20 protein-coding genes and 1 pseudogene are annotated in these 21055 nt (G+C 34.2%); 6 read left to right on the top strand and 15 right to left on the bottom strand.

The features are described from left to right. Window positions 1-276: 276 nt before the first annotated feature. The 3 genes from BR43_RS16940 to BR43_RS16930 all read right to left on the bottom strand — a co-directional run bounded on the left by BR43_RS16940 (window position 277) and on the right by BR43_RS16930 (window position 3069). Entirely contained in the window at window positions 277-789 is a 513-nt protein-coding gene (locus BR43_RS16940; protein ID WP_034564106.1) for an HD domain-containing protein, read from the bottom strand. A gap of 146 nt (window positions 790-935) precedes the next feature. After that, window positions 936-1697 carry a TrmH family RNA methyltransferase gene (locus BR43_RS16935; RefSeq protein ID WP_034564103.1) on the bottom strand — a complete coding sequence of 254 codons (762 nt, stop codon included), beginning with the start codon at window positions 1695-1697 and terminating at the stop codon, window positions 936-938. Window positions 1698-1737: 40 nt separating this feature from the next. Continuing rightward, complete coding sequence (locus tag BR43_RS16930) at window positions 1738-3069, bottom strand: murein hydrolase activator EnvC family protein (RefSeq protein ID WP_034564101.1); 1332 nt, start codon at window positions 3067-3069, stop codon at window positions 1738-1740. A 211-nt stretch (window positions 3070-3280) separates the two neighbouring features. Between BR43_RS16930 and BR43_RS16925 the strand changes: the two genes are divergently transcribed. Next, on the top strand, window positions 3281-4228 hold the full coding sequence (locus BR43_RS16925; protein ID WP_034564099.1) for a LacI family DNA-binding transcriptional regulator: 948 nt from the start codon (window positions 3281-3283) through the stop codon (window positions 4226-4228). Window positions 4229-4276: 48 nt separating this feature from the next. Here the strand turns inward: BR43_RS16925 and BR43_RS16920 are convergent, their stop codons facing one another. From BR43_RS16920 to BR43_RS16910, 4 genes are all read right to left on the bottom strand, one after another. Then, window positions 4277-5461, bottom strand: a complete 1185-nt coding sequence (locus BR43_RS16920) for an MFS transporter (RefSeq protein WP_051934018.1) — start codon at window positions 5459-5461, stop codon at window positions 4277-4279. A 115-nt stretch (window positions 5462-5576) separates the two neighbouring features. Beyond that, window positions 5577-5738: a hypothetical protein gene (locus BR43_RS20045; RefSeq protein ID WP_157464088.1), complete on the bottom strand. Its 162-nt coding sequence runs from the start codon at window positions 5736-5738 to the stop codon at window positions 5577-5579. A 179-nt stretch (window positions 5739-5917) separates the two neighbouring features. Continuing rightward, window positions 5918-6595 (bottom strand): EcsC family protein, encoded by a 678-nt coding sequence (locus tag BR43_RS16915; protein ID WP_034564097.1) that lies wholly within the window; start codon window positions 6593-6595, stop codon window positions 5918-5920. A gap of 190 nt (window positions 6596-6785) precedes the next feature. Then, window positions 6786-8105: a 6-phospho-beta-glucosidase gene (locus BR43_RS16910; protein ID WP_034564095.1), complete on the bottom strand. Its 1320-nt coding sequence runs from the start codon at window positions 8103-8105 to the stop codon at window positions 6786-6788. Between the two features lie 297 nt (window positions 8106-8402). On the opposite strand from BR43_RS16910, the gene BR43_RS16905 reads away from it, so the two are divergent. Both BR43_RS16905 and BR43_RS16900 read left to right on the top strand, forming a co-directional pair. Next, a complete protein-coding gene (locus BR43_RS16905; RefSeq protein ID WP_034564092.1) occupies window positions 8403-9683 on the top strand; it encodes a PTS sugar transporter subunit IIC in 1281 nt (426 codons plus the stop codon). 109 nt (window positions 9684-9792) lie between these two features. After that, window positions 9793-10545, top strand: a complete 753-nt coding sequence (locus tag BR43_RS16900; RefSeq protein WP_034564090.1) for a MurR/RpiR family transcriptional regulator — start codon at window positions 9793-9795, stop codon at window positions 10543-10545. A gap of 43 nt (window positions 10546-10588) precedes the next feature. On the opposite strand, the gene BR43_RS16895 is transcribed toward BR43_RS16900, so the two are convergent. From BR43_RS16895 to BR43_RS16860, 8 genes are all read right to left on the bottom strand, one after another. Further along, window positions 10589-11071, bottom strand: coding sequence for a universal stress protein (locus BR43_RS16895; protein WP_034564089.1), 483 nt, complete (start codon window positions 11069-11071; stop codon window positions 10589-10591). A 33-nt stretch (window positions 11072-11104) separates the two neighbouring features. Then, entirely contained in the window at window positions 11105-11584 is a 480-nt protein-coding gene (locus tag BR43_RS16890) for a universal stress protein (RefSeq protein ID WP_034564086.1), read from the bottom strand. Between the two features lie 113 nt (window positions 11585-11697). Continuing rightward, a complete protein-coding gene (locus BR43_RS16885) occupies window positions 11698-12801 on the bottom strand; it encodes a low temperature requirement protein A (protein ID WP_034564083.1) in 1104 nt (367 codons plus the stop codon). A 154-nt stretch (window positions 12802-12955) separates the two neighbouring features. Then, on the bottom strand, window positions 12956-14518 hold the full coding sequence (locus BR43_RS16880; protein WP_034564082.1) for a bifunctional metallophosphatase/5'-nucleotidase: 1563 nt from the start codon (window positions 14516-14518) through the stop codon (window positions 12956-12958). Window positions 14519-14602: 84 nt separating this feature from the next. After that, window positions 14603-15391 (bottom strand): phosphonate ABC transporter, permease protein PhnE, encoded by a 789-nt coding sequence (gene phnE, locus BR43_RS16875; RefSeq protein WP_034564080.1) that lies wholly within the window; start codon window positions 15389-15391, stop codon window positions 14603-14605. Further along, a complete protein-coding gene (gene phnE, locus BR43_RS16870; protein ID WP_034564078.1) occupies window positions 15391-16179 on the bottom strand; it encodes a phosphonate ABC transporter, permease protein PhnE in 789 nt (262 codons plus the stop codon). The genes phnE (BR43_RS16875) and phnE (BR43_RS16870) overlap by 1 nt, the downstream gene beginning before the upstream one ends. Beyond that, window positions 16176-16961, bottom strand: a complete 786-nt coding sequence (gene phnC / locus BR43_RS16865) for a phosphonate ABC transporter ATP-binding protein (protein WP_034564076.1) — start codon at window positions 16959-16961, stop codon at window positions 16176-16178. Before phnC ends, phnE (BR43_RS16870) begins: the two co-directional genes overlap by 4 nt. A 351-nt stretch (window positions 16962-17312) precedes the next feature. Next, window positions 17313-18242 carry a phosphate/phosphite/phosphonate ABC transporter substrate-binding protein gene (locus BR43_RS16860; protein ID WP_034564074.1) on the bottom strand — a complete coding sequence of 310 codons (930 nt, stop codon included), beginning with the start codon at window positions 18240-18242 and terminating at the stop codon, window positions 17313-17315. 583 nt (window positions 18243-18825) lie between these two features. Between BR43_RS16860 and BR43_RS16855 the strand changes: the two genes are divergently transcribed. From BR43_RS16855 to BR43_RS19730, 3 genes and pseudogenes are all read left to right on the top strand, one after another. Then, on the top strand, window positions 18826-20073 hold the full coding sequence (locus tag BR43_RS16855; RefSeq protein ID WP_034564073.1) for an ammonium transporter: 1248 nt from the start codon (window positions 18826-18828) through the stop codon (window positions 20071-20073). A 26-nt stretch (window positions 20074-20099) separates the two neighbouring features. Further along, entirely contained in the window at window positions 20100-20441 is a 342-nt protein-coding gene (locus BR43_RS16850; protein ID WP_034564071.1) for a P-II family nitrogen regulator, read from the top strand. Between the two features lie 202 nt (window positions 20442-20643). Continuing rightward, window positions 20644-20886 (top strand): annotated as a pseudogene (locus BR43_RS19730) (transposase); the annotation flags it as partial. Window positions 20887-21055: the final 169 nt, after the last annotated feature.

Here is a 21055-nt window from a genome sequence, read left to right as displayed (position 1 = left end):
CTGCTGTTACGTGCAACGCTATCCTATTCAGCTTGAAGCAAATAGACTAATTTTTATGACTACAAAGAATGCCTTCTTCTTCGTTTAAATAATCTTATACAATTTCTATTTTGACTATCATGCTGCGCTATACTTTACCATACAAAAAGACCTCCAAAAGTTAGATTTAAAAAAACTAACTTTTGGAGGTTGGTACAGTTCTTATCATTTTTTCTGTTTTAAAATTTAACCCCAGTAACGTTACTTATTAATTTTTTTGATTATCAGCTCAATTTATTATTGAACGGATAATTTTAATTTTGACCATTTGCGTTTTACATTTGATTTAGCTTTTCCCATTAGAGGAACAACCACTTCTTGACAAGCACAATATTTATCAACAAATGTTACAACATAGCTTTCTTTATAACGAGGTGGGGCAATTGTTGCTAACCACATGTGTTTAATGATAATGTCACGTTCTAAATCAGACAATGGTGTTAATTTTTCTGCATTCTCACAGGCTATTCTTGGGTGGACGTAGGCATGTGTGCCTTCATCAAACTTTGTATCTCGCCAATCATAGTAAAATAAATCATGTAATAAACCTGCTCGAGCTGTTGAACGTGCATTCCAGCCAAATTTCTTAGCAATTCGATAACTACGGTATGAAACACTAATTGAATGTTCTAATCGTGTTGTAAAGTGATGCTGAGTATATTCAGCAAGCTTTTGTACTTCTTCTGTTTCAACTAAATCTTTAATATAGCCAAGATATTCAGTATCTGTTTTCCATTTTGCTTCCCTCATGCAACGACTTCCTTTTCCAATAGAATTCTCATTCTTACTTGTTTCTGTTAGTATCTAACTGTTATATATTGTACTCCTAATCATTCCGATTTAGAAGAGAATTTAGCTAAATTTAAAAAAATTTAACGATTCCTTAATAATTCCCGTTATCTTTTCAAAGAGAACATTAAAATCCCAGCTGCAACTGCAACATTTAAAGATTCGGCTTGACCAGCAATTGGGATATAAAGATTTTTCGTCGTTGCCTTTAATAACGACTCACTCATACCATTGCCTTCATTTCCCATAACTAAAGCAAAGCGATCCATTGGTGAAATGGTTTGATAACTAGCTGCTGCTTCATTTAATTCTGTGCCATAAACCGGAATCTGATGTTCTTTGAACAAAGCGAACCAATCCGTCAAGTCCTCTTGAAAAATTGGTAAATGAAAATGACTTCCTTGCATCGAACGTAAAACCTTACTATTATACAAATCAACAGAACCTTTTCCTAGCACAATCCCACCAAACCCAGCAGCATCTGCGGTACGAATCATTGTCCCAACATTACCAGGATCTTGCACATTATCTAAGAATAAATAAGGTTTTGTTAAATCAAGATTTTCTTTAGTTAAGCTGACCATTTTGATTACAGCAAAAATACCTTGACTTGTTTCTGTTTCACTTAATTGCTTCGCAATTTCCGTTGAAATCATAAATTGTGGAATGTCTTCATTCAACAGCAGCTTATTAGATTGGTTCTCTTCACTAATAATTACCGCTAGTAGAGTAGCTTGATTTTTCAAAGCTTCATCCAATAAATGATAGCCTTCAATCAAGTATGTTCCACTTTTTTCTCGACCTTTTTTTGTTTGTAATTTTTTCCATTGTTTAACACGATCATTCTTTGTTGAAAGAATTGTTTCCATCAAGATTCACTCATTTCTATTTAGACACTCTTACTTTTGTTTATAAACCGATAAAGGGTGCTGGATTGACTGGATTGTTATTTTCACGAATTTCAAAATGCAAATGAACTCCCGTAGAAGAACCGGTTGTTCCCATAATCCCAATCTGCTCTCCTTGACTAACAGATTGACCAGGTGATTTTGTTAAGCTACCTGCTGCCATATGTGCATAATAAGACTTATAGTTCATTCCATTGACAACACCATGATCAATGATTACTAAATAACCATAGCCACCATTGTTATAACTAGAATACTCTACTACTCCACCTTTTGTGGCAACAATTGAACCACCGCCAGCAATATCAATTCCCTTATGAAACGTTTGAGCACCAGAAAATGGGTCATTACGATAACCAAAAGGTGAACTCACGTACCCGTTTGCCGGGCGAACAAATCCTCCTTCAGTCGTACTTCCGGAATTATTTGAGTTGCTGCCATCACTAACTGAGCTAGTAGTAGTATTTTGGTTAGCAGCCGCTTGTTGCGCTGCCGCAGCAGCGTTCATTGCTTCAGCCTGTAAATCAGCTGCAATCTTCGCTTGTTGTTCTGCAGTAATTCGAGCCTCTTCAGCTTTTAAATCACTGCTTAATTTACTTGCTTGACTAGCTAAAACCGTTTTTTCAGCCACTAAATTATTTTTTTCTGTTTCTGTTAATTTATATTTTGAAGCAATTTGAACAATCTTATCATCTTGTTCTGTTTTTTGTGCATATAAATTATTTTTAGCAACTTCAATTTCATTTTTGATAGTTAAGGCAGCTTCTTTTTCAACTTGTGTTGACTTTTCAGCTACTTCTAAACTATCTTGATCTTTTTCATGTTCAACAACAATGTTTTTATTGGCTGATACTAATGTTGAAACAGCTGAAACACGACCAATTAAATCTGAAAAATTTTCTGCTGTTAAGACTACATTGGCAATATTCATCACGTCGCCGTCTGTTTGAACATAACGTGCTTGATTTTCCAATTTCTCTGAACGTTGCTCAATCCGTTCTTCTAACACAGCAATTTCAGCTTTTAGCTGTTTCATACGCTCTTCCGTTTTTGTTAAGTTCTCTTCTTGTTTTTGTAATTTAAGTATAATTGTATCAATCTCAGCTTGCAACTTTGTTACGTCTGTTTCTAAAGTTGCTTTTTCAACTTCTAAACTTTGCAAAGATGCATCTGATTCATTTATTCTATTAGTTACCTCATTATTTTTTTCTTCAATAGCTTTTGCTTTTGTATGGATATCATCTACTGTATTAGCTTTTGCTGTTTCATTTAAAAGAATTGGTTGAATCATAAAAACTGTCGCAATCAAACCAACTGTTAGTTTTTTCTTCATAAAATCTCCCTTCAACTGCCCTTTTTATTTGTGCTTCTTTGCACTAAATAAAAGTATAACATAAATTTTCCTGTAACAATTTGTTAGTTTCATGTCAACTAAATGGCAAATATTACTAAAAAGCAATTTACCAATGAGTTCCTATCCTATTCCATCTTAAAATACGTTATACTAAATCTAGTTCATACTATATAAAAAGGAGTTCTCTCTAATGACTAGTATCCGAGATATCGCAAAATTATCAGGTTTTTCAGTCAGTACTGTTTCACGAGTACTGAACAATCATCCCTATGTCTCTACTGAAAAGCGTGAAATTATCACAAAAATTATTCAAGATCTAGATTACACTGCTAATCAAAATGCCATTAATTTAAGCCTTGGGAAAACCAATGTCATCGGTGTTATTCTGCCTTACACAAACAATCCGACTTTTGATAAAATGATGAAAGGTATTCTGACCGCTGCCATTCAAAATAACTATAACTTGATGCTTTTGCCAACAAATTATCACAAAGAAGAGGAACTCAATCATTTAAATCTTCTAAAAAATAAACGAGTAGACGGGCTGATTATTACTTCAAAAGTCAATTCTTGGGAGGTTTTACGTGAATTCACTAAGTACGGCACAATTGTCATGTGTGAAAAAACGCATTTATCTGAATTTTCAGCAGCTTACAGTAATCGTTTAAATTCTTACTTAGAAGTTTTTACTTATTTAAAAGAAATTGGACACCAACAAGTTGCCTTTACAAGTCCACGTTCTACGACAAAAAGCACTAGTTCTAAGTTACTCATGCAAGCTTATGAAGAAACTTTTTCTCATCCTAAACCAGCCTATTTCTTGGAAGATTGCTATTCTTATGAAGACGGCTTAAAGGCCGGTGCATATTTTTTAAATCAGCCTAACCCACCAACAGCAATTTATGCAAATGGTGATGAGGTTGCTGCTGGTATCTATCATTTTGCTCAAAAAAAAGGACTGATACTGCCTCAAGACTTACTCATCATTGGTGAAGAGAATTTACCAATTGGCAAGGTCTTAGATATTCCTTCAATGGATCATCAAGTTGAATTATTAGGTACAACTGCTTTAAATTTAGCAATTCAAACAACTCTTGCAAAAAAGGAAATTCCGTATATTTTACGTTTTCCAAACTAAAAAAAGAAATGAAAATCAGCTAGATTTTCATTTCTCTTTTTCATTTCCTTAACGCTGTTTCTGTCTTGTAAAGAAAAATTGGAAGACAACTAAGCCACTCAAGAAAATGCCCATTAAAATAAAGCACATTTTTAAACGAATGATTTCTGCTAATCCACCAATTAATGGAAACAAGATAATCATTACAAAACTATAAAACATGCTCGAAACGCTAATTAAAGTTGCGCGCTGTTCTGAGGGAATTAATTGATTAAAATAATCACTAGCAATTGGTGCCAAGATGGCTACTAATGTATTAATCGCAACATAAAATATTAAAATCAAAGGGAATGAAGCCAAACCAGCTGCCAATAATAGTAGTGCTAGCGTAATAGGCATCCAAAATAAAATACCTTTTTTACCTAATTTGCCTTCAATCTGTGGCGCACATTTAGATCCTGTTGCTTGAAACAAACAAGAAATAAAAACTAATAATGAAATAAAGTAACCAGGCATCTTTAAATCATCTAAATAAGATTGAAAGTAGAAAAAGAATGTTGCTGCAACGCCTTCTAAAATAGCAAAGAACGCCATTAAATAAACTAATTCAAGATTCCCTTTCAAAATATTATAGGCTTCTTTTAAAGTATCACGATAACGAATCCGCTCTTTCTTTTCACTATTTTTAGGTGTTGGCGGTTCAATCATTCTAAATACACTAACAATTGAAAGAATAGCTAAAGCAATCTGAACAAGATAAACTCCTTCAAAATAACTGTCTAACAAGACACCAGCTACTATAATTCCAAATGTACTAGAAATTTCATAAACCATATTCATTTTAGAAGCTACTGTTAAATAAGTTTTTTCAATTGAATTTGCCTTTAAACTTTCAAAAACCAATGCTTCATTTGTTCCTGAATTTAAATTATACGATAATGCAGATAAAACAAAACCTAATGATAAAAGCCAAAAACTGGAAGCAAAAATCAATAATAAGCCACTTAAAATTGCAAACAAGCGTCCCACAATTAACGTTTTACGTAATCCATACGTATCCGCTATTGCTCCTGATGGAATTTCAAAAAGCAGACTACTGCCATGGAAAATCCCTTCAATCAACCCAATCTCCCACAAACTCATTCCTTTGTATGCTAAGTACAGCACCCACATACTAGTAATTCCAAAGCTTATAAAAAAACTAAAATAATAATTTAACTGAATATTTTTTAACAACTTCTTTTGGTGTTCCATTTTCCTATCTCCTTTGTAAACACCACTTCAGCAATTCAAACCACAAAAAAAGCCTAGATTTATCCAATCATAGGCTTTACTCTATCTTTGCATCACAAACAAAGGATTCGTTTCGTTAATTGATGAAAGCCTCAATGGTGTTTAGTTCTAATTTTAAAGTCACTTTTTGGGCAAACTCCACCCCTTGACTTGAAAATACGGAAATAATTGCATGACAAAAGCTTAAAAAAATTAAAGTAAAATTCGTTACTATTGCTTGAATCACACGTTTCACCATTGTTCTTTCACCTCCTTAACTGTTATGTATCATTAAAACTATATGAACAGTATACAAGAGTTTTCTCATTTAAACAATCGTTCTATTAAAAAAACTAAAGAAAGAAGATGCCGCTTCCCAACTCTTCCTCTTTCTTTAACTAGATCCATACTTACTGAGTGCAAAAATAACTTAATCGATTATTTTTTAGAAAAAAACTGCATTTTTTTGCCTGTCACTTTCTTCTCATCGGCAATAAAAATACGATAGGCATTCTTCCCAATGATATTTGTTGATATCCCATCAATAGAACCACCAATCACGCCACCTGCTACTGGAACTAATTTGGATAAACTCACCACTCCATGTTCCCCAAATTTTGTGACCAATTTGAAGCCTACCTTTTGATTTAAACGAATAATAGTTGCTGTTGGAATTTTATGAATCCCAGCTAAAGCGGCTTGATTTCCAACTCTTACTCCTGTTGATTTCACTACTTCTGTCATACTTGTTCCTAGCAAGCAAAGATAGACAAAACTTCGCACTTGATCTGATTTCAAATCATAGCCGCCCATCACAGCGATAGCCGCAATCATTTGCAACTGAATCAAAATAACGGTCGATATATTCGCTGGAATTGAAATTGGCAATGTAATTAAACCACCTAAATTTGTCGCAAATCCTGTGGCCATGCTCTTACTATTTTGCGTACGAATTAAAGCTGCTGCGCTTTTTTCCACCGTCTGATGTTTGGCTAAATAATCTTGTGCTAACTTTTCAGCGGAAACCATACCAGGCAATGTTCCATTTAAAACCTTCTCATAGGCCCAATCTAGTAAATTAAATAATTTCTTTTCTGAAATAGCTTGAATCGCCATTTTATCCACTCCTTTACCTCTACAAAAATTCTATTTATTTATCATACTAATTAGCAACTAATTCTTAATATGCCTAAGTTTACTTGTTGTCACCATGAAAGACAATCGGGCTTTCGACTGAGAAAACGGTTCACTAAAAAAGCTTAGAAGCACCTATTTTAACAGGTATCTCCTAAGCTTTTAATAAATATTAGTTAAATTGTGGCAAATATTGTTTATGTGCTACTAATAATTCGTCCATCACTTGTTTTGCACCATTTCCGCTAGTAATTAAGGGATTTGCCGTAAAGGCTTGTAGTAATGTTCCATAATCACCTGTTACAGCAGCATCAATTGTTAATTGTTCCATTGATTTCATTAATTGCAATAAACCACGTTCAGCTGGTGGAAAGCTACCAAATTGGAAAGGAACTGGACCATTTCCAGTAATCATACAGGTCACTTCAACTGCTGAATCAGTTGGTAAATCAGTAACTGTTCCATTATTTCTCGTGCTAACGGTCATAATCATTCGTTTATCGTTATAAATTGAATTAATAATGTTACAAGCGGCATCACTATAACGAGCACCACCACGTTCGGCTAATTGTTTTGGTTTGTAATCTAATTGAGGATCTTTATAAAGTTCAAATAATTCTTTCTCAATCTCTTTAACTTTTTCAGCACGAGTTCCATTATTTTTAAAATCTTCTAACTCATCAGCTAACATTTCATCTGTCATATAGTAATACTGGTGATAAGGACATGGAACCATATGCAAGTTTTCAATTTGCTCAAAAATCATATTATTGTCTTTAATGTTAGCAACGATACTCTTGTTATCTGAATTCTTACCATACATTCTTGAAATTAATTCATCCGTTAAATCAACGCCTTTGTTATCAACAACTGTGTGCCAGTGCAAATGATTGATTCCAGCAAATTGGAAGAATAATTCTTCTTGTTTACGTTCTAAAATAGCCGCTTCTTCTACTTCAGCATTAACTGGAATATTACATAAACCAACCACTTTATCCCAGTTTCCGTAACGCAACACAGCTTCTGTTACCATCCCAGCAGGATTGGCAAAATTGACTAACCAAGCATTGGGACATTGAACTTTCATATCTTCCACAATATCTAAAATAACTGGTACTGTTCTTAACGCTTTAAAAATACCACCAGCTCCATTGGTTTCTTGTCCAATCATGCCATGACTTAACGGAATACGTTCATCTAAAATACGTGCATCTAGTTGTCCTACTCGTAACTGTGTTGTGACAAAATCAGCATCCTTTAGGGCTGTCTTACGATCTAAAGTTAAATGAACTTCACAATCAATGTTTGCAGCTTTAAACATACGACGAGCCATTTCGCCAACAATTCTTTGTTTTTCTTCCCCTGCTTCTACATCAACTAACCATAATTCTGTTAAGGGCAATTCAGCATGACGTTTAATAAATCCCTCAACAAGTTCAGGCGTGTAGCTTGATCCGCCACCAATTGTTACAATTTTTAAGTTTTTTTTCATTACTTTCAGCCTCCAATAAGTTTCGTTTATTTCTAACTTCCCACTTAGTATAAATCTATTTTAGTAAAAATAAAGGGCTTTTCCTCAGATTGGAACCGATAACAGTAATTAAAAATTCGTTCCATTTAAGTAACAACACGTTAACGATATAAAATGTATCGCAGTGTTACTCGCAAAAAACAAATCACAACTACCGAATAAGCGTACCCGAATTCATGAAACCCCTTTCCTTATGATGCAAAACCACGTTATACTCTGTTTACCCGGGAAAGACTATTGATAAAAAAGGAGATTATAATGAATAAATTTATGGACTTTTTACAAAACAAACTTATTCCACCATTAACAAAGCTAGCAAATTTGCGTTACTTAGTAGCTATTCGTAATGGTTTAGTTGTTACATTACCTGCAATTATTGCGGGCAGTATTTTCTTGATTTTAGGGAATATTCCAATTGATCCATGGATTAACTTTGTTGCCCCTTATGAAGGAATGATTAGTGTAGCTGTTAACGGTTCCTTTGGCATGGTGGCTGTCCTAGCGACTATTGGCATCGGTTATGAATTAAGTAAGAGCTACGAATTGGATCCTATATCTGGAGCAACGCTCTCCTTTATGGCTTTCGTTATTACTCAATTTGATAACAACTATACATTAGATACAACAAATTTTGGCTCCTCTGGTTTATTTACAGCCATTATTTCTGCAATTATTTCAGTTGAAATTCTACGTTTCTTTATTAAACGTAATATCGTGATTCGTTTGCCAGATGGCGTTCCTGAAGCTGTAGGAAATTCTTTTATTTCACTAATTCCTGCAGTTGTTATTTTACTAACTTTCTGGGTCGTCCGAGTTCCTCTTGGATTTGATGTAAATGCCTTTATTCAAATGATTTTCTCACCACTTTTATTTGCCTTAAACAGCCTACCAGGTATTATTATTTATACCATCTTAGTTTCACTTTTATGGGCTGCTGGAATTCATGGAGATATGACATTAGAAGGTGTCTCAGATCCAATTTTCATTCAATTTTTAACAGCAAATGCCTTAGCTTACGCTGCTCACGAACCACTTCCTTATATTACTGCATCAGGCTTTTCAAGTCTTTTTGTGAATGTTGGCGGAACTGGTGCAACACTTTGCTTAGTCCTCTTAATGCTACGCTCAAAAAGCGCTACCTATAAAGAACTAGGAAAAATTGCTTTCCCAGGAGCATGTTTTGAAATCAACGAACCGGTTATTTTCGGTTTTCCAATTGTAATGAATCCATTAATGCTGATTCCATTTACTATTGTACCCGTTATTTTAGCATCTGCTTCTTATCTATTAATGTATTTTGGTATTATTTCTCGCCCTGTGACAATGGTTCCTTGGACCATGCCACCAATTATCGGTCCTCTCATGGCAACTGGTTGGGATTGGCGTGCAGGCGTTTGGTCAGCGATTGAGATGGTTATTGCAGTATCTGTTTACTTCCCGTTCTTCAAAATTGCGGAAAAACAAATGCTTCAAAATGAAGATAAATCAAACAAAGAAGCAGATACCACTCATTTGGAAGAATCAACTGTTTCAGCTTAACGAAATAAAGAAGCTAACTCGTTTAGCTTCTTTATTTTACTCTATAGTAGACAGTCTCGAGCAAAAAGTGTATGGTAAATTTAAAGATACTTTAGGAGGTTAAAACACCATGCTCTTTCTTGATAAAACACCTGATTTAACCTCATTTGATTTAGCTATTTATAAATATATCGCTGAACATTCCGAGGCTGTTACTGAAATGAAGATTAAAGACTTAGCAGATGCCACTCACACGAGTACAACAAGTATTCTACGTTTCTGCAAACGTTTTGATTGTACAGGTTTTGCAGAATTTCGGATCAAGCTCCAAATCTACTTAAAAGAACAGCATCAACTGCAAACAACTTCTCATATTATTGATGAAACCACTTATATTGATTTTTTACATCGGACAAATGAGCCTTTTTTTCAAAGTAAAATCCAAGAAGCGGTGGAACTTTTAAAAGGCAAAGAATTGATTTTATTTATTGGAGAAGGTGCTTCAAATGTTATGGCACTCTACGGTTCCCTTTACTTTTCTTCTATTTTTAATATGGCCCTTCACATTGAAGATCCTTCTAATCATCCAGTTGATTTTTTATCCGAAACTTTATCTGATAAAGTTTGCATCGTCGCTCTTTCCGTCAATGGCGAGACACCTGAAATTATTGATTATATTAGTCATTTAAATTTTAGTAAAAGTGCGGTTTTATCAATTACAAATAGCTCTAAATCAACGGTGGCACAGTTATCGGATGTAAATATTCCTTATTATATTACACGAGAAATAAAAAACACAGCTGATATTACTTCACAACTTCCAGCCTTATATACGATTGAATATTTAGCAAAAGCAGTTGGAAATCAACTCACCAATCATTAAAAATAAGCCTGATACGTTCTTATTCAACGTATCAGGCTTATTTTTACTGTTCTTCAGAATACCCTTGATTGTCCAAATTCGTGCGAACAACTAAAACATCACAACTAGCCTCACGAATAACATAACCTGACACAGAACCAACAAAGAAACGTTCCAATGCATTTAGTCCAGTTGCACCAATCATAATTAAATCAATCTGTTGCTCTTCTGTTAGTTCCTTCGCAATTTTATGCTTAGGCGAACCATATTCAATCGTATAACGAACATCTGTAACACCTTGTTCCTTCGCTACTTTTAAGTATTCTTCCATCGTTTGTTTCACTTGCTGACTAACTTCTTGCACAATCTGCTCTGTCATTAATTCCTCTGATCCTGCATAACTTTGAAAAACAATCGGGTCAATTACTTGAACTAAAAGTAAAGCTGAATGATTACGAAGAGCCACTTGAACAGCTTTTTGAAAAGCTAGTTCAGCTTCTTTGGAACCATCAATTGCTACTAAAATACGTTGATATTCTTGAGTCATTTCTAATTTCCTCCATTCGATTTACAACTAAGTTTATTTCCAATTTTCCTGGTGGGTGATTGCTTGATTTTCTAAGTCTGTTCGGACAATTAATACATCACAACTAGCATTTTGGATGATATATTGTGAAACAGAGCCCATAAATAATCGTTCCACAGCATTTAAGCCGGTAGCACCTAGTAAAATTAAATCCGTCTGATGCTCTGCTGGAATTTCCTTAGCAAGTAATAGTTTAGGCGAACCATTCATAATCAAGGCTGTTACATTTTCAACACCCATTCGCTCCGCAAAAATGCTATACTCGTCCATTTTCTCTTTCACTTGATCCATCACATTATCCGTAATTAACCCTTCATAATCTGAAATACTTTGAAAACCTAAAGTGTCCACAACATGAACTAAAAGCAAACTCGCTTGATTACGTTTGGCAATTTGTAGAGCTTTCCTAAAAGCCGTTTCTGATTCTACAGATCCATCCACACCAACAAGAATCTGTTTATACTGTTGCTCCATGAAAACACCCCTTAGCCGTATTTATTAAAATGGTTTTCTTTTTATAACTCTAGTTTACCTTAAAATACTGAAAAAGAGTATCAAAAACGCCTAACAAACAGCTAATGATCTACTTAAAATTGATAGCGAAGTTGATTGTCTAACAAAGATAACACAGCTAGACAAATTAAGATAATTAAAACAGATGGATGCACTATCAATGCTAGCAAATACATTCCGATAATCAAACTTCCTAAAAGTAGAATTCGCTTAATCATTTTCCTTTCAATTTCACCTTTACGATGTCGATTAAAAATAAAATGTTTGACACTATAGAACAAAAAGAAAGACATGAAAAACAAATGAACTAAGACTTTAGGTTGAACATGTTGCTGAGCACCTAAATGCAAGGCTGCTGCAAAAAAAGTAACAGCTAATAGTAAAAATAAATTGCTATATAACAAAAGTTGACCATTTGTTTCTTGCTCTTTATCGATAACATCATCCATTTGATCATAATATGACCACCATATTAAAATAATCACTAAAAAAGACAAGCCTACATAAAGTAAAGTTTCAATATGATTGGTTTTCCCAGTCAAAATCCCAATTAAAGCAACAACCGTTTCCCCAAAAGTAATTAACGTAAACAATCCCAAACGTTCTGCTAAATGTGCAACATCAACAGGTGCAGAATTTAAACGATTGTGATTGAATAAAGGAATCACAATATCTAAAAACATGCCTAAAAATAAAATAAAATAACGTAAAGACCCATCAAAGAAAATAGATGAACTACTAATCAATATGGTCATTGTAAAATAATTACGTAATAACTTAACTACCTTTCGACTTTTTTCATCTTCTAAACAACGTTGGACAGAATAATATTGTAAAATCGTACTAAATCTAATCCCGATATACCCGATCAAAAATGTCGGATACGTTGCATCAAAATTCAAATTAAAACTAGCTGTCATAAGTAACATAAATAGCATTTGCACAAACATAAATAACGCAGGTTTCTTAATAATTAAACCATACCGATTTAAAAACATCGTTTCTCCTGCCCACGCCCACCACAAAGGTACAACCATTAATAAATACTCTCCCATGATCAAAAACATTCGCTGCGGTTCTTTTTCTATTTCTAATAACAAATGGGTTGTTGATGAAATTGCTACTACAAATATCAAATCATAAAATAACTCCAACCAACTCACTTTACGTTCTTCCATTAAATACGCCTACCTTTACTGCTCTTATTTTTATTTAAACTATATTGCTTTTTTTACCGTTATAACTATAGCATAAAAAACATAGAATTCATTTAAGAACACATAAAAAACGATTGCAGCAACCTCAACACATTGCATACAATCGCTCTATTTTTTAGTCTATCATTACCTTAAAATTTTGATTAGCTGTCGCCTGAATCACAGGATGTTTCACTAAATAATCTGCAATCAATTCAGTCATATCAATTTGAACTTCTCGGATAATTTTACTTGCATCGTACATCGCATAATCTCCACCACCGACTGCGCGATACTGGTTAGCTGTCACCTCAAAGCTGTCTGTTGGAAGAACTGGATTGCCATGATAACTTAACGCAACAATTCGTTCACCAATTGGTTTCTTCACGTTTATTGTATACTCAATACCTTCATACATATCGTAGTTGTAATACTCAGGCTTAGGATCAACAAATGCTGGATTAACCCCAATCGAACCATCAGCTTCTACTTGGAAAAATGAGGCAGAACGCTCTAATGCAGCTTTCAAATCTGCTCCAGATACACGTAAAACAGCTAGCGTATTTGGATAAATATAATTCGTTACAACATCTCGCATTGTAATCACACTATTAAAACCCGTTCCTTCATTATTAAATAATGCTGTTCCAGAAATATCAGTACCACTCGCTTCCATCTGAACTTTTTGAATAAACTCAACATAGGGATGTTCATAAATACGCGCTTGATTTGAATCCTTAATCGTCATATCTCCTTCAACTTTCCCTAAAGGCTGATCTAACCAATCTTCTATCTCTGCTGTTATTGGGGCAATTTGTGTCATAATCGTAGAATCAGGCGTTGCATCACCAGTAGCCAATAATTCGGCTTCACTGCTAACTACCTGATAACCTGTTGCTGTTTTTTCGATTGATAGCTTAATCTCTCCCACATATTCTCCACGAAAACCTGGTTGAATAATTGGTACATTGTTTACTTTAGTTGCAATTACCCGATGCTGATGTCCAGTAATTAGTGCATCGATTCCAGCAATTTCAGTCACTAAGTCATAGCCTTCATTTTCGCCAGTTAGAACTTCAGTTGCCTCACCTGTCACCAAATCTTTTTCAAACCCACCATGGTAACTAACAATTACGATATCCGCTAATTGGCGCAGTTTTGGAACATATTCTTTAGCTGTTTCCACAATACTTTTGAAGGTCAAGCCTTTAATATGATTTGGATGCTCCCAGTTAGGGATATAGGCAGTCGTCAAACCTAATATGGCTATTTTAACGCCTTCTTTTTCAATAATCTGATAGGCTTTCCCAAAAGCTGGTTCCCCTGCTTCATTTAAAATATTGGCACAAATAACAGGATGATTCACAGCTTGAATTGCCTGATTTAAGTATGCTAAGCCCATATTAAACTCATGATTCCCTAATATTCCTACATCATATTGAATCGTATTTAAACCCGCAACTAATGGCGTTGGATCTTCTTTAGCACGACGTTTTGCAATATAGTAACTTAATGGCGATCCTTGAATAAAGTCTCCATTTTCAATTAGAATAACAGGTCCAACAGCTTTTTCTTGTTCTGCCTTAATGACTGTGGCAGCTTTAGCTAATCCAAAAGGTAGATTCTGATTGCGACTACTAAAATTACTTGGTTCAATATATCCATGTACATCGCTTGTTGCTAAAATTGTTAATTCCATATTGATTCCCTCATTTCACTTTTTTGATTTTGTATAAATGAAAACCAAACACAAAATATGTTTGGCTTTCTTTCATAATTTAATTTACACTAATCGTTTACGTAAGGTTCCAGAAATCAAATCAATACATGTAACCATTACAATAATACCAATTAAAATAATTCCTACACGATCCCATGAACGCGCATCAATTGCAAAAATCATCGGTGTCCCAATTCCTCCAGCACCAACAATCCCTAGAATTGAAGCCGAACGAACAGCTAATTCAAAACGATATAAGGTATACGAGATAAACTCAGGAACTAATTGAGGTAAAGTAGCAAAGAATAAAACATTCACTTTATTCCCACCAGCACTAGTCACTGATTCCCCTGGACCCTGATCCATATTTTCAATCGCTTCACTGTAAAGTTTTGCTAACATTCCAATGGAGTGAATACTGACAGCTAACACCCCAGCAAAAGAACCAGGCCCAACAGTTTTAATAAACATAATGGCTAATACAATTTCTGGAAATGTCCGAATCGCTGTTAAAACAAATTTTCCACTTGTTGAAATAGCACGATTGCTTTTTTTATTACGAGCTGCCCAGAAAGCAAATGGCAAACTTAAAATTGCAGAAATAAAGGTTCCTAAGAATGCAATTGCAATTGTTTGAATTAACATACTAATTAAATCTTCACCATCACCTGTATAAACATAAGACCAATCTGGATGAAATAATCCATTCAAAATTGATTTTGTTACTGTCCATGCCGTGTCTTTTATTCCTTCAAAAGGGGTTCCTGCAAATGCCCAAATATAAACAAGGGCTAAAATAACAACAAGGGCGATTGTTTTGTATCTATTTTTCTTTGGTTGAGTCGGTAACATTATAGTAATCTCTCCCTTAACTTGTTACTAATCGTATCAATGACTAATACGACTGCAAAAATAACTAATACAATAATCGCAGTTCGATCGTATCTAAATTGACTCAATGAACGCTGTAGGTAAATCCCAATCCCACCCGCACCGATATAACCAAGAACGGTTGACGCACGCACATTGATTTCAAAAGCATACAATAAATAACTGAAAAAATGACTACTTACTTGAGGAAAGATTGCATAACGAATGATTTGCATTTTATTTGCACCTGAAGCTGTTAAGGCCTCAACAGGTCCGTCATCAATCGTTTCAATCGCTTCATAAAATAACTTTGAAATCATCCCAAAAGAGAAAATAGATAAGGTAATAATCCCAGCAACTGGTCCAATCCCAACAATTGCAACAAAAACAGCAGCTAACATTAAATCAGGAATCGTCCGAATAATATTTAAAATAAAACGTAAAATTCCATTAACTACTTTATTCTTAATGATATTACGAGCAGCTAATAATGAGAAGGGTAAGGCCACCAGCGCCCCAAAAGTTGTGCCTAAAATAGCCATCCGAATTGTTTCTAGTAACGGTTCAATGACAACTTCTGTGTAACTCCAATCTGGTTGAGCCATCTTCTTTAAAATAACAGTCATTTGACTACCATTTGAAAAAAGTTGTGATAGATTCACACCAGATAAATTGGCACTATAAGTAAAAGCAATAATAAAAAGCACCAACCAAATGACATTTTTTAATTTACTTTTTCCTTTTGGCAATAAGTCGGGCTTTGTGTTCATACAGCTGCCCCCTCAGTTGCTTCAAGAATTTTTTCACCGTAAATACCACGTAATGTTTCATCTGTCGCTTCAGCCACAGGTCCGTCAAAAACTACTTCGCCGTCACGCAAACCAATAATACGAGTTCCATATTGACGAGCAAGCTCAACTGAATGAAGATTGACAACGATAGTAATTCCTAAGTCTTGATTAATTCTTCTTAAATCGTCCATTACTTTAGCTGTTGTCAAAGGGTCTAATGAAGCAACTGGTTCATCTGCTAAAATGATTTTTGGCTCTTGACTTAATGCTCTAGCAATTGATACCCGTTGTTGTTGTCCACCAGAAAGTTCATCTGCACGCGTATATACTTTCTCGGCTAAATTCACACGTTTTAAAGCTTTATAAGCCATTTCTTTATCTTCTTTAGGGAACAGTCCAAACATAGTTTTAAACGTTGAATGATAAGCCACACGTCCTGTTAACACATTTCGTAAAACACTAGAACGTTTAACTAAATTAAAACTTTGGAAAATCATGCCAATATCGCGACGAATTAAACGTAAATTTTTGCCTTTTGCATGTGTTATTGATTGACCATCAATTTGAATATCACCTTGAGAAATTTCATGAAGGCGATTGATTGAACGAAGCATGGTACTTTTTCCAGCTCCTGAAAGACCAACTACAATGACAAATTCACCTTTCTTAATCTCAATATTTAGATTTTTCAATCCTTGTACACCATTAGGATAAACCTTGCTTACATTCTTAAATGAAATAATTGATGCATTGGATGCCATTCTACGTAATCCCCCATCTTTTCTCTATTATTTTTCCGGCTAGAATTCTGCCGCTACTATCAACTCGTCTTATTAAATGAACAACTTAAGCGAACAGCCAAAACTATTATAACAAATTCTCTGCTATCAATCAGTAGATTTCTACTAATTCCTTAAACTTACTCATACAATTTATTTCAGACTATCTTGCATAAAAAAAGATTATCACTAGTCACAGACTAGGATAATCCTTTTAGCAAACTATCATAGGTATCTCTCTAACTTGTTTTCATAAAACTAGCGTCAGAGGCTTTATAAAAGGGACCTATTTTACTTTATTAATTAACTAAATCGAACAATTTTATTTTATTTTTATTGACCAACTTCTTTTGCATACTCACGAACGATATCAAAATTACTATCTTTAGATTTTACATAACCTTCATGTGTATAAATTGCTGACACAATTGCTTTACCTTCTTTTGATTCACCGATTTTAATGAAAGCATCTTGAATCTTTTTATTCCATTCTTCACTCATATCGCCACGAGCAGTAATTGTGTCATTTGGAATTGGTTCTGTAAAGTACATTGGTTCAACTTGATCAAAAATAGTAGGAACATCTTTTACAACGTTATTACGTGCATCTTCAAAAATAAAGGCTGCATCAACATCACCATTTAAAACTGAAAGAATCGCTTGATCATGTCCTTTTACTTGAACGGTCGTAATATTATTTTTCTCAATATCAACACCGGCTTTTTTCATTTCAGCTGCTGGCCAAACGTATCCTGCTGAAGATGTTACATCTTGTGTTGCAATTTTTTTGCCTTTTAAATCTTTAAGGTCTTTAATATTGCTACCTTTTTTAACAACAATCATTGCTTTATAAGAATCTACTAAACTATCTGTCTTTTTACCGCCTGGTTGTGAAATACCGTAACGTTGTGCTTGCAATAACACTTTTGCATTATTTTGTTCATGTGCAATTACATATGCATTAGGTGGTAAGAAACCGATATCCACTTGTTTTGATGCCATTGCTTCAATAATTGTATTATAGTCAGTCGAAACGCTTACTTTAACAGGAATTCCTAATTCTGCTGAAAGTAATTTTTCTAATGGTTTTGCTTTTGCTTCTAATGTTTCAGCTGCTTGAGAAGGAACAAACTGTACCTTTAATTCTTTTGGAACATATGCTTCTTCCTTTTTACTATCATTGCTTCCTCCACCACAAGCTGCTAATGTTACAGCTAATGTTAAACCTAAACCTACTAGAAATAACTTTTTAAAGTTTTTCATTGACTATATATCCTCCTAAAGACACTTATATTGTAACCTAAAATTTTAGGCCCAAAGTTATTATAAATTAAGTTCGTGAAATTATCAATCAATGATAGGGTTTTTACAAGAATTTCACATTCTAATAACGAACAATCTTTTTAAAAATAACTCTAATTATTCGCCAATAAAATCAAAGTGCCGACATCATAGGTAAAACCCTTTACTATACAACTTAAATTTTAATGTTATTTTAAATCTCACTATTTTCTCTATTACTTTTCTTTACTTAAAATCAACAAACAAGTTATAGAATGAGAATTTAAGTTCAGTTTTTCCTTTGCTCCTTATTAAATAACTTTATTTTTTCACAAACTTATTTAAAAATTAGATAGCCTACGCTTCTTCATTGCTTTATTTCTTGTATAAATTAGTTCATACAAAAAAACACAACCTATCCATGTTATAAAACATCACTTATATTGTTACAAATTTTATTTTTTCTCATCAAATCCTAACTTATCGATAGACTATACCAATTCAAGATGCTAGAATTCTAAAAATAGAAGTAAAACCTTCTAAAAAATAACAAGGGAGTGTTTGGATGATTGATACAGGGGATACAGCATTTATTCTATTATGTGGAGCATTAGTTTTCCTAATGACTCTTGGTCTAGCCTTTTTTTATGGCGGAATGGTAAGGCGGAAAAATACATTAAATACGATGATGTCCGTTTTATTTACATGTGGTTTAGCTTCAGTTTTATGGATTGCAGTTGGTTATAGCCTATCTTTTGGGGGAAATATTGGTGGCTTTATTGGAAATTTTAATAATCTATTTTTTAATGGAGTGTCTAGTAGTCCAAATCCAACTTATTCAGCTACTATACCAGAAACACTTTTTGCAGCATTTCAAATGATGTTTTCAATTATAACACCAGCATTGATTTATGGTGCAGTTGCTGAGCGAATGAAATTTTCTACATTTTTTGTATTTATTGCAATTTGGCTAGTAGTCGTTTATTATCCAATGGCACATATGGTTTGGGGCGAAGGTGGTTTCTTAGCTGAAATCGGCTCAGTTGATTTTGCTGGTGGAAATGTGGTTCATATTAGTTCAGGAGTTACAGGATTAGTCTTGGCGATTGTAGTAGGAAAACGACGTGATTTTGGTCGCTTAAACTACCGTCCTCACAATATTCCTTTTGTCATTTTAGGAGCTTTCTTACTTTGGTTTGGCTGGTTTGGTTTTAATGCTGGAAGTAGTCTAGGAGCTAACGGATTAGCCGTTCATGCCTTGTTAACAACAAATACTGCTGCTGCAACAGCGATGCTTTCTTGGATGTTCATTGAAAAAATTACTCAAGGAAAACCAACTATAATGGGAGCTATCACTGGAGCTGTTGTCGGTCTAGTTGCAATTACTCCTGGAGCTGGATTCGTCCCTATTTGGAGTTCATTCATTATTGGTGCAGTTGTCAGTCCTTTATGCTTCTTCTTTATTTCAAAATTAAAGCATAAATGGGGCTTAGATGATTCTTTAGATGCTTTTGGTTGTCATGGATTAGGTGGAATCTGGGGTGGAATTGCAACTGGCATCTTTGCAAAAAGTTCGATTAATGATGTTGCTAAATGGGATGGCTTAATTTATGGCGAAACACGCTTGTTTGTTGCTCAAGTGATTAGTATTGTCATAACAATTGCTTTCGCTGCCATTGCATCATTGATTATTATTTTCATTCTAAAACAATTTATGCCATTGCGTGTGACAGACAATGAAGAAGTTTTAGGACTTGATCTTGTTGAACATGATGAAAGTGCTTATCCAACCTTTATGGGAATGGATTCTTAAAATTCATAGAAAGGAGTTTAATTAAAATGAAAAAAATTGAAGCGATTATTCGAGAAGAAAAATTAGAAGCTTTAAAACAAGCCTTACATTCAGAGGCAAATATTACCGGAATGACGGTTCAGCAAGTTTTGGGATTTGGGAAACAATTAGGTTGGAAAGAATACTATCGTGGCAATGAAGTCATTATTAATCTCGTTCCTAAAGTTGAGATTAAATTAGTTGTCACTTCTGAAACAGTTGATCAAGTGATTGATATTATTATTGAAACCTGTCGAACAGGTGAAGTTGGCGATGGCAAAATATTCGTGACAACTTTAGATGAATGCATCCGGATTCGGACAGGTGAACGCGGGATTGATGCAGTCTAACTAAAAAGTAGAAAGTTCAGTTTTTTGAACTTTCTACTTTTTTAGTTAGACTGTATAATTTATAGTATTGATGAGTAAATCTCATCAACACCTATTTTGTATAAAAAAAATAGAAACCCATATGCCTCCTTTGAAGCGTTGTTATATACGCTAAAACAAGTATCAGAAGAGCTAAAAACAGCGTCCGTGCCTTGAAAAGCACAAACATCGGATTGCCAATACGTTCCAATTGCCTTACTCCAACGGCCCGCTGGAAGGAACCATCAACAAAATCAAAACCTTAAAACGCATTGCTTTTGGTTACAGTAGTTTTTCCAGTCTAAGACGAATAATTTTACTTATTTGTCGCACCACGCAAAAAGCAGTTTGGGAGTTCCCTCTCAAACTGCCTAAACCAAATCAGTTTTATTCTCTTGAAAAAAACCATCAACATCATTTGACGTAGAGCCGAATTGAATCAAAATCTTCTAGGTCTACTAAAAAAAATTAAATACTGTATTCTAAATTGTTAGAACCCTTTTCGTATAATTCATGTTATACGTTTTTTTATTTTTAACTAATTAATGATATTTTAAATAAAGTTTGTTATACTAAAAACAAGAAAAAATGAAAAG

Source organism: Carnobacterium gallinarum DSM 4847 (assembly GCF_000744375.1).
Classification (GTDB): Bacteria; Bacillota; Bacilli; order Lactobacillales; family Carnobacteriaceae; genus Carnobacterium; species Carnobacterium gallinarum.
Note: the sequence above shows the minus strand (reverse complement) of the source record. Positions and strands in the feature narration are given on the sequence as shown.

Excerpts from the sequence above, each read along its gene's own strand:
- BR43_RS16940 (WP_034564106.1), bottom strand. The coding sequence starts at position 789 with ATGAGGGAAGCAAAATGGAAAACAGATACTGAATATCTTGGCTATATT.
- BR43_RS16935 (WP_034564103.1), bottom strand. The coding sequence starts at position 1,697 with ATGGAAACAATTCTTTCAACAAAGAATGATCGTGTTAAACAATGGAAA.
- BR43_RS16930 (WP_034564101.1), bottom strand. The coding sequence starts at position 3,069 with ATGAAGAAAAAACTAACAGTTGGTTTGATTGCGACAGTTTTTATGATT.
- BR43_RS16925 (WP_034564099.1), top strand. The coding sequence starts at position 3,281 with ATGACTAGTATCCGAGATATCGCAAAATTATCAGGTTTTTCAGTCAGT.
- BR43_RS16920 (WP_051934018.1), bottom strand. The coding sequence starts at position 5,461 with ATGGAACACCAAAAGAAGTTGTTAAAAAATATTCAGTTAAATTATTAT.
- BR43_RS20045 (WP_157464088.1), bottom strand. The coding sequence starts at position 5,738 with ATGGTGAAACGTGTGATTCAAGCAATAGTAACGAATTTTACTTTAATT.
- BR43_RS16915 (WP_034564097.1), bottom strand. The coding sequence starts at position 6,595 with ATGGCGATTCAAGCTATTTCAGAAAAGAAATTATTTAATTTACTAGAT.
- BR43_RS16910 (WP_034564095.1), bottom strand. The coding sequence starts at position 8,105 with ATGAAAAAAAACTTAAAAATTGTAACAATTGGTGGCGGATCAAGCTAC.
- BR43_RS16905 (WP_034564092.1), top strand. The coding sequence starts at position 8,403 with ATGAATAAATTTATGGACTTTTTACAAAACAAACTTATTCCACCATTA.
- BR43_RS16900 (WP_034564090.1), top strand. The coding sequence starts at position 9,793 with ATGCTCTTTCTTGATAAAACACCTGATTTAACCTCATTTGATTTAGCT.
- BR43_RS16895 (WP_034564089.1), bottom strand. The coding sequence starts at position 11,071 with ATGACTCAAGAATATCAACGTATTTTAGTAGCAATTGATGGTTCCAAA.
- BR43_RS16890 (WP_034564086.1), bottom strand. The coding sequence starts at position 11,584 with ATGGAGCAACAGTATAAACAGATTCTTGTTGGTGTGGATGGATCTGTA.
- BR43_RS16885 (WP_034564083.1), bottom strand. The coding sequence starts at position 12,801 with ATGGAAGAACGTAAAGTGAGTTGGTTGGAGTTATTTTATGATTTGATA.
- BR43_RS16880 (WP_034564082.1), bottom strand. The coding sequence starts at position 14,518 with ATGGAATTAACAATTTTAGCAACAAGCGATGTACATGGATATATTGAA.
- phnE (WP_034564080.1), bottom strand. The coding sequence starts at position 15,391 with ATGTTACCGACTCAACCAAAGAAAAATAGATACAAAACAATCGCCCTT.
- phnE (WP_034564078.1), bottom strand. The coding sequence starts at position 16,179 with ATGAACACAAAGCCCGACTTATTGCCAAAAGGAAAAAGTAAATTAAAA.
- phnC (WP_034564076.1), bottom strand. The coding sequence starts at position 16,961 with ATGGCATCCAATGCATCAATTATTTCATTTAAGAATGTAAGCAAGGTT.
- BR43_RS16860 (WP_034564074.1), bottom strand. The coding sequence starts at position 18,242 with ATGAAAAACTTTAAAAAGTTATTTCTAGTAGGTTTAGGTTTAACATTA.
- BR43_RS16855 (WP_034564073.1), top strand. The coding sequence starts at position 18,826 with ATGATTGATACAGGGGATACAGCATTTATTCTATTATGTGGAGCATTA.
- BR43_RS16850 (WP_034564071.1), top strand. The coding sequence starts at position 20,100 with ATGAAAAAAATTGAAGCGATTATTCGAGAAGAAAAATTAGAAGCTTTA.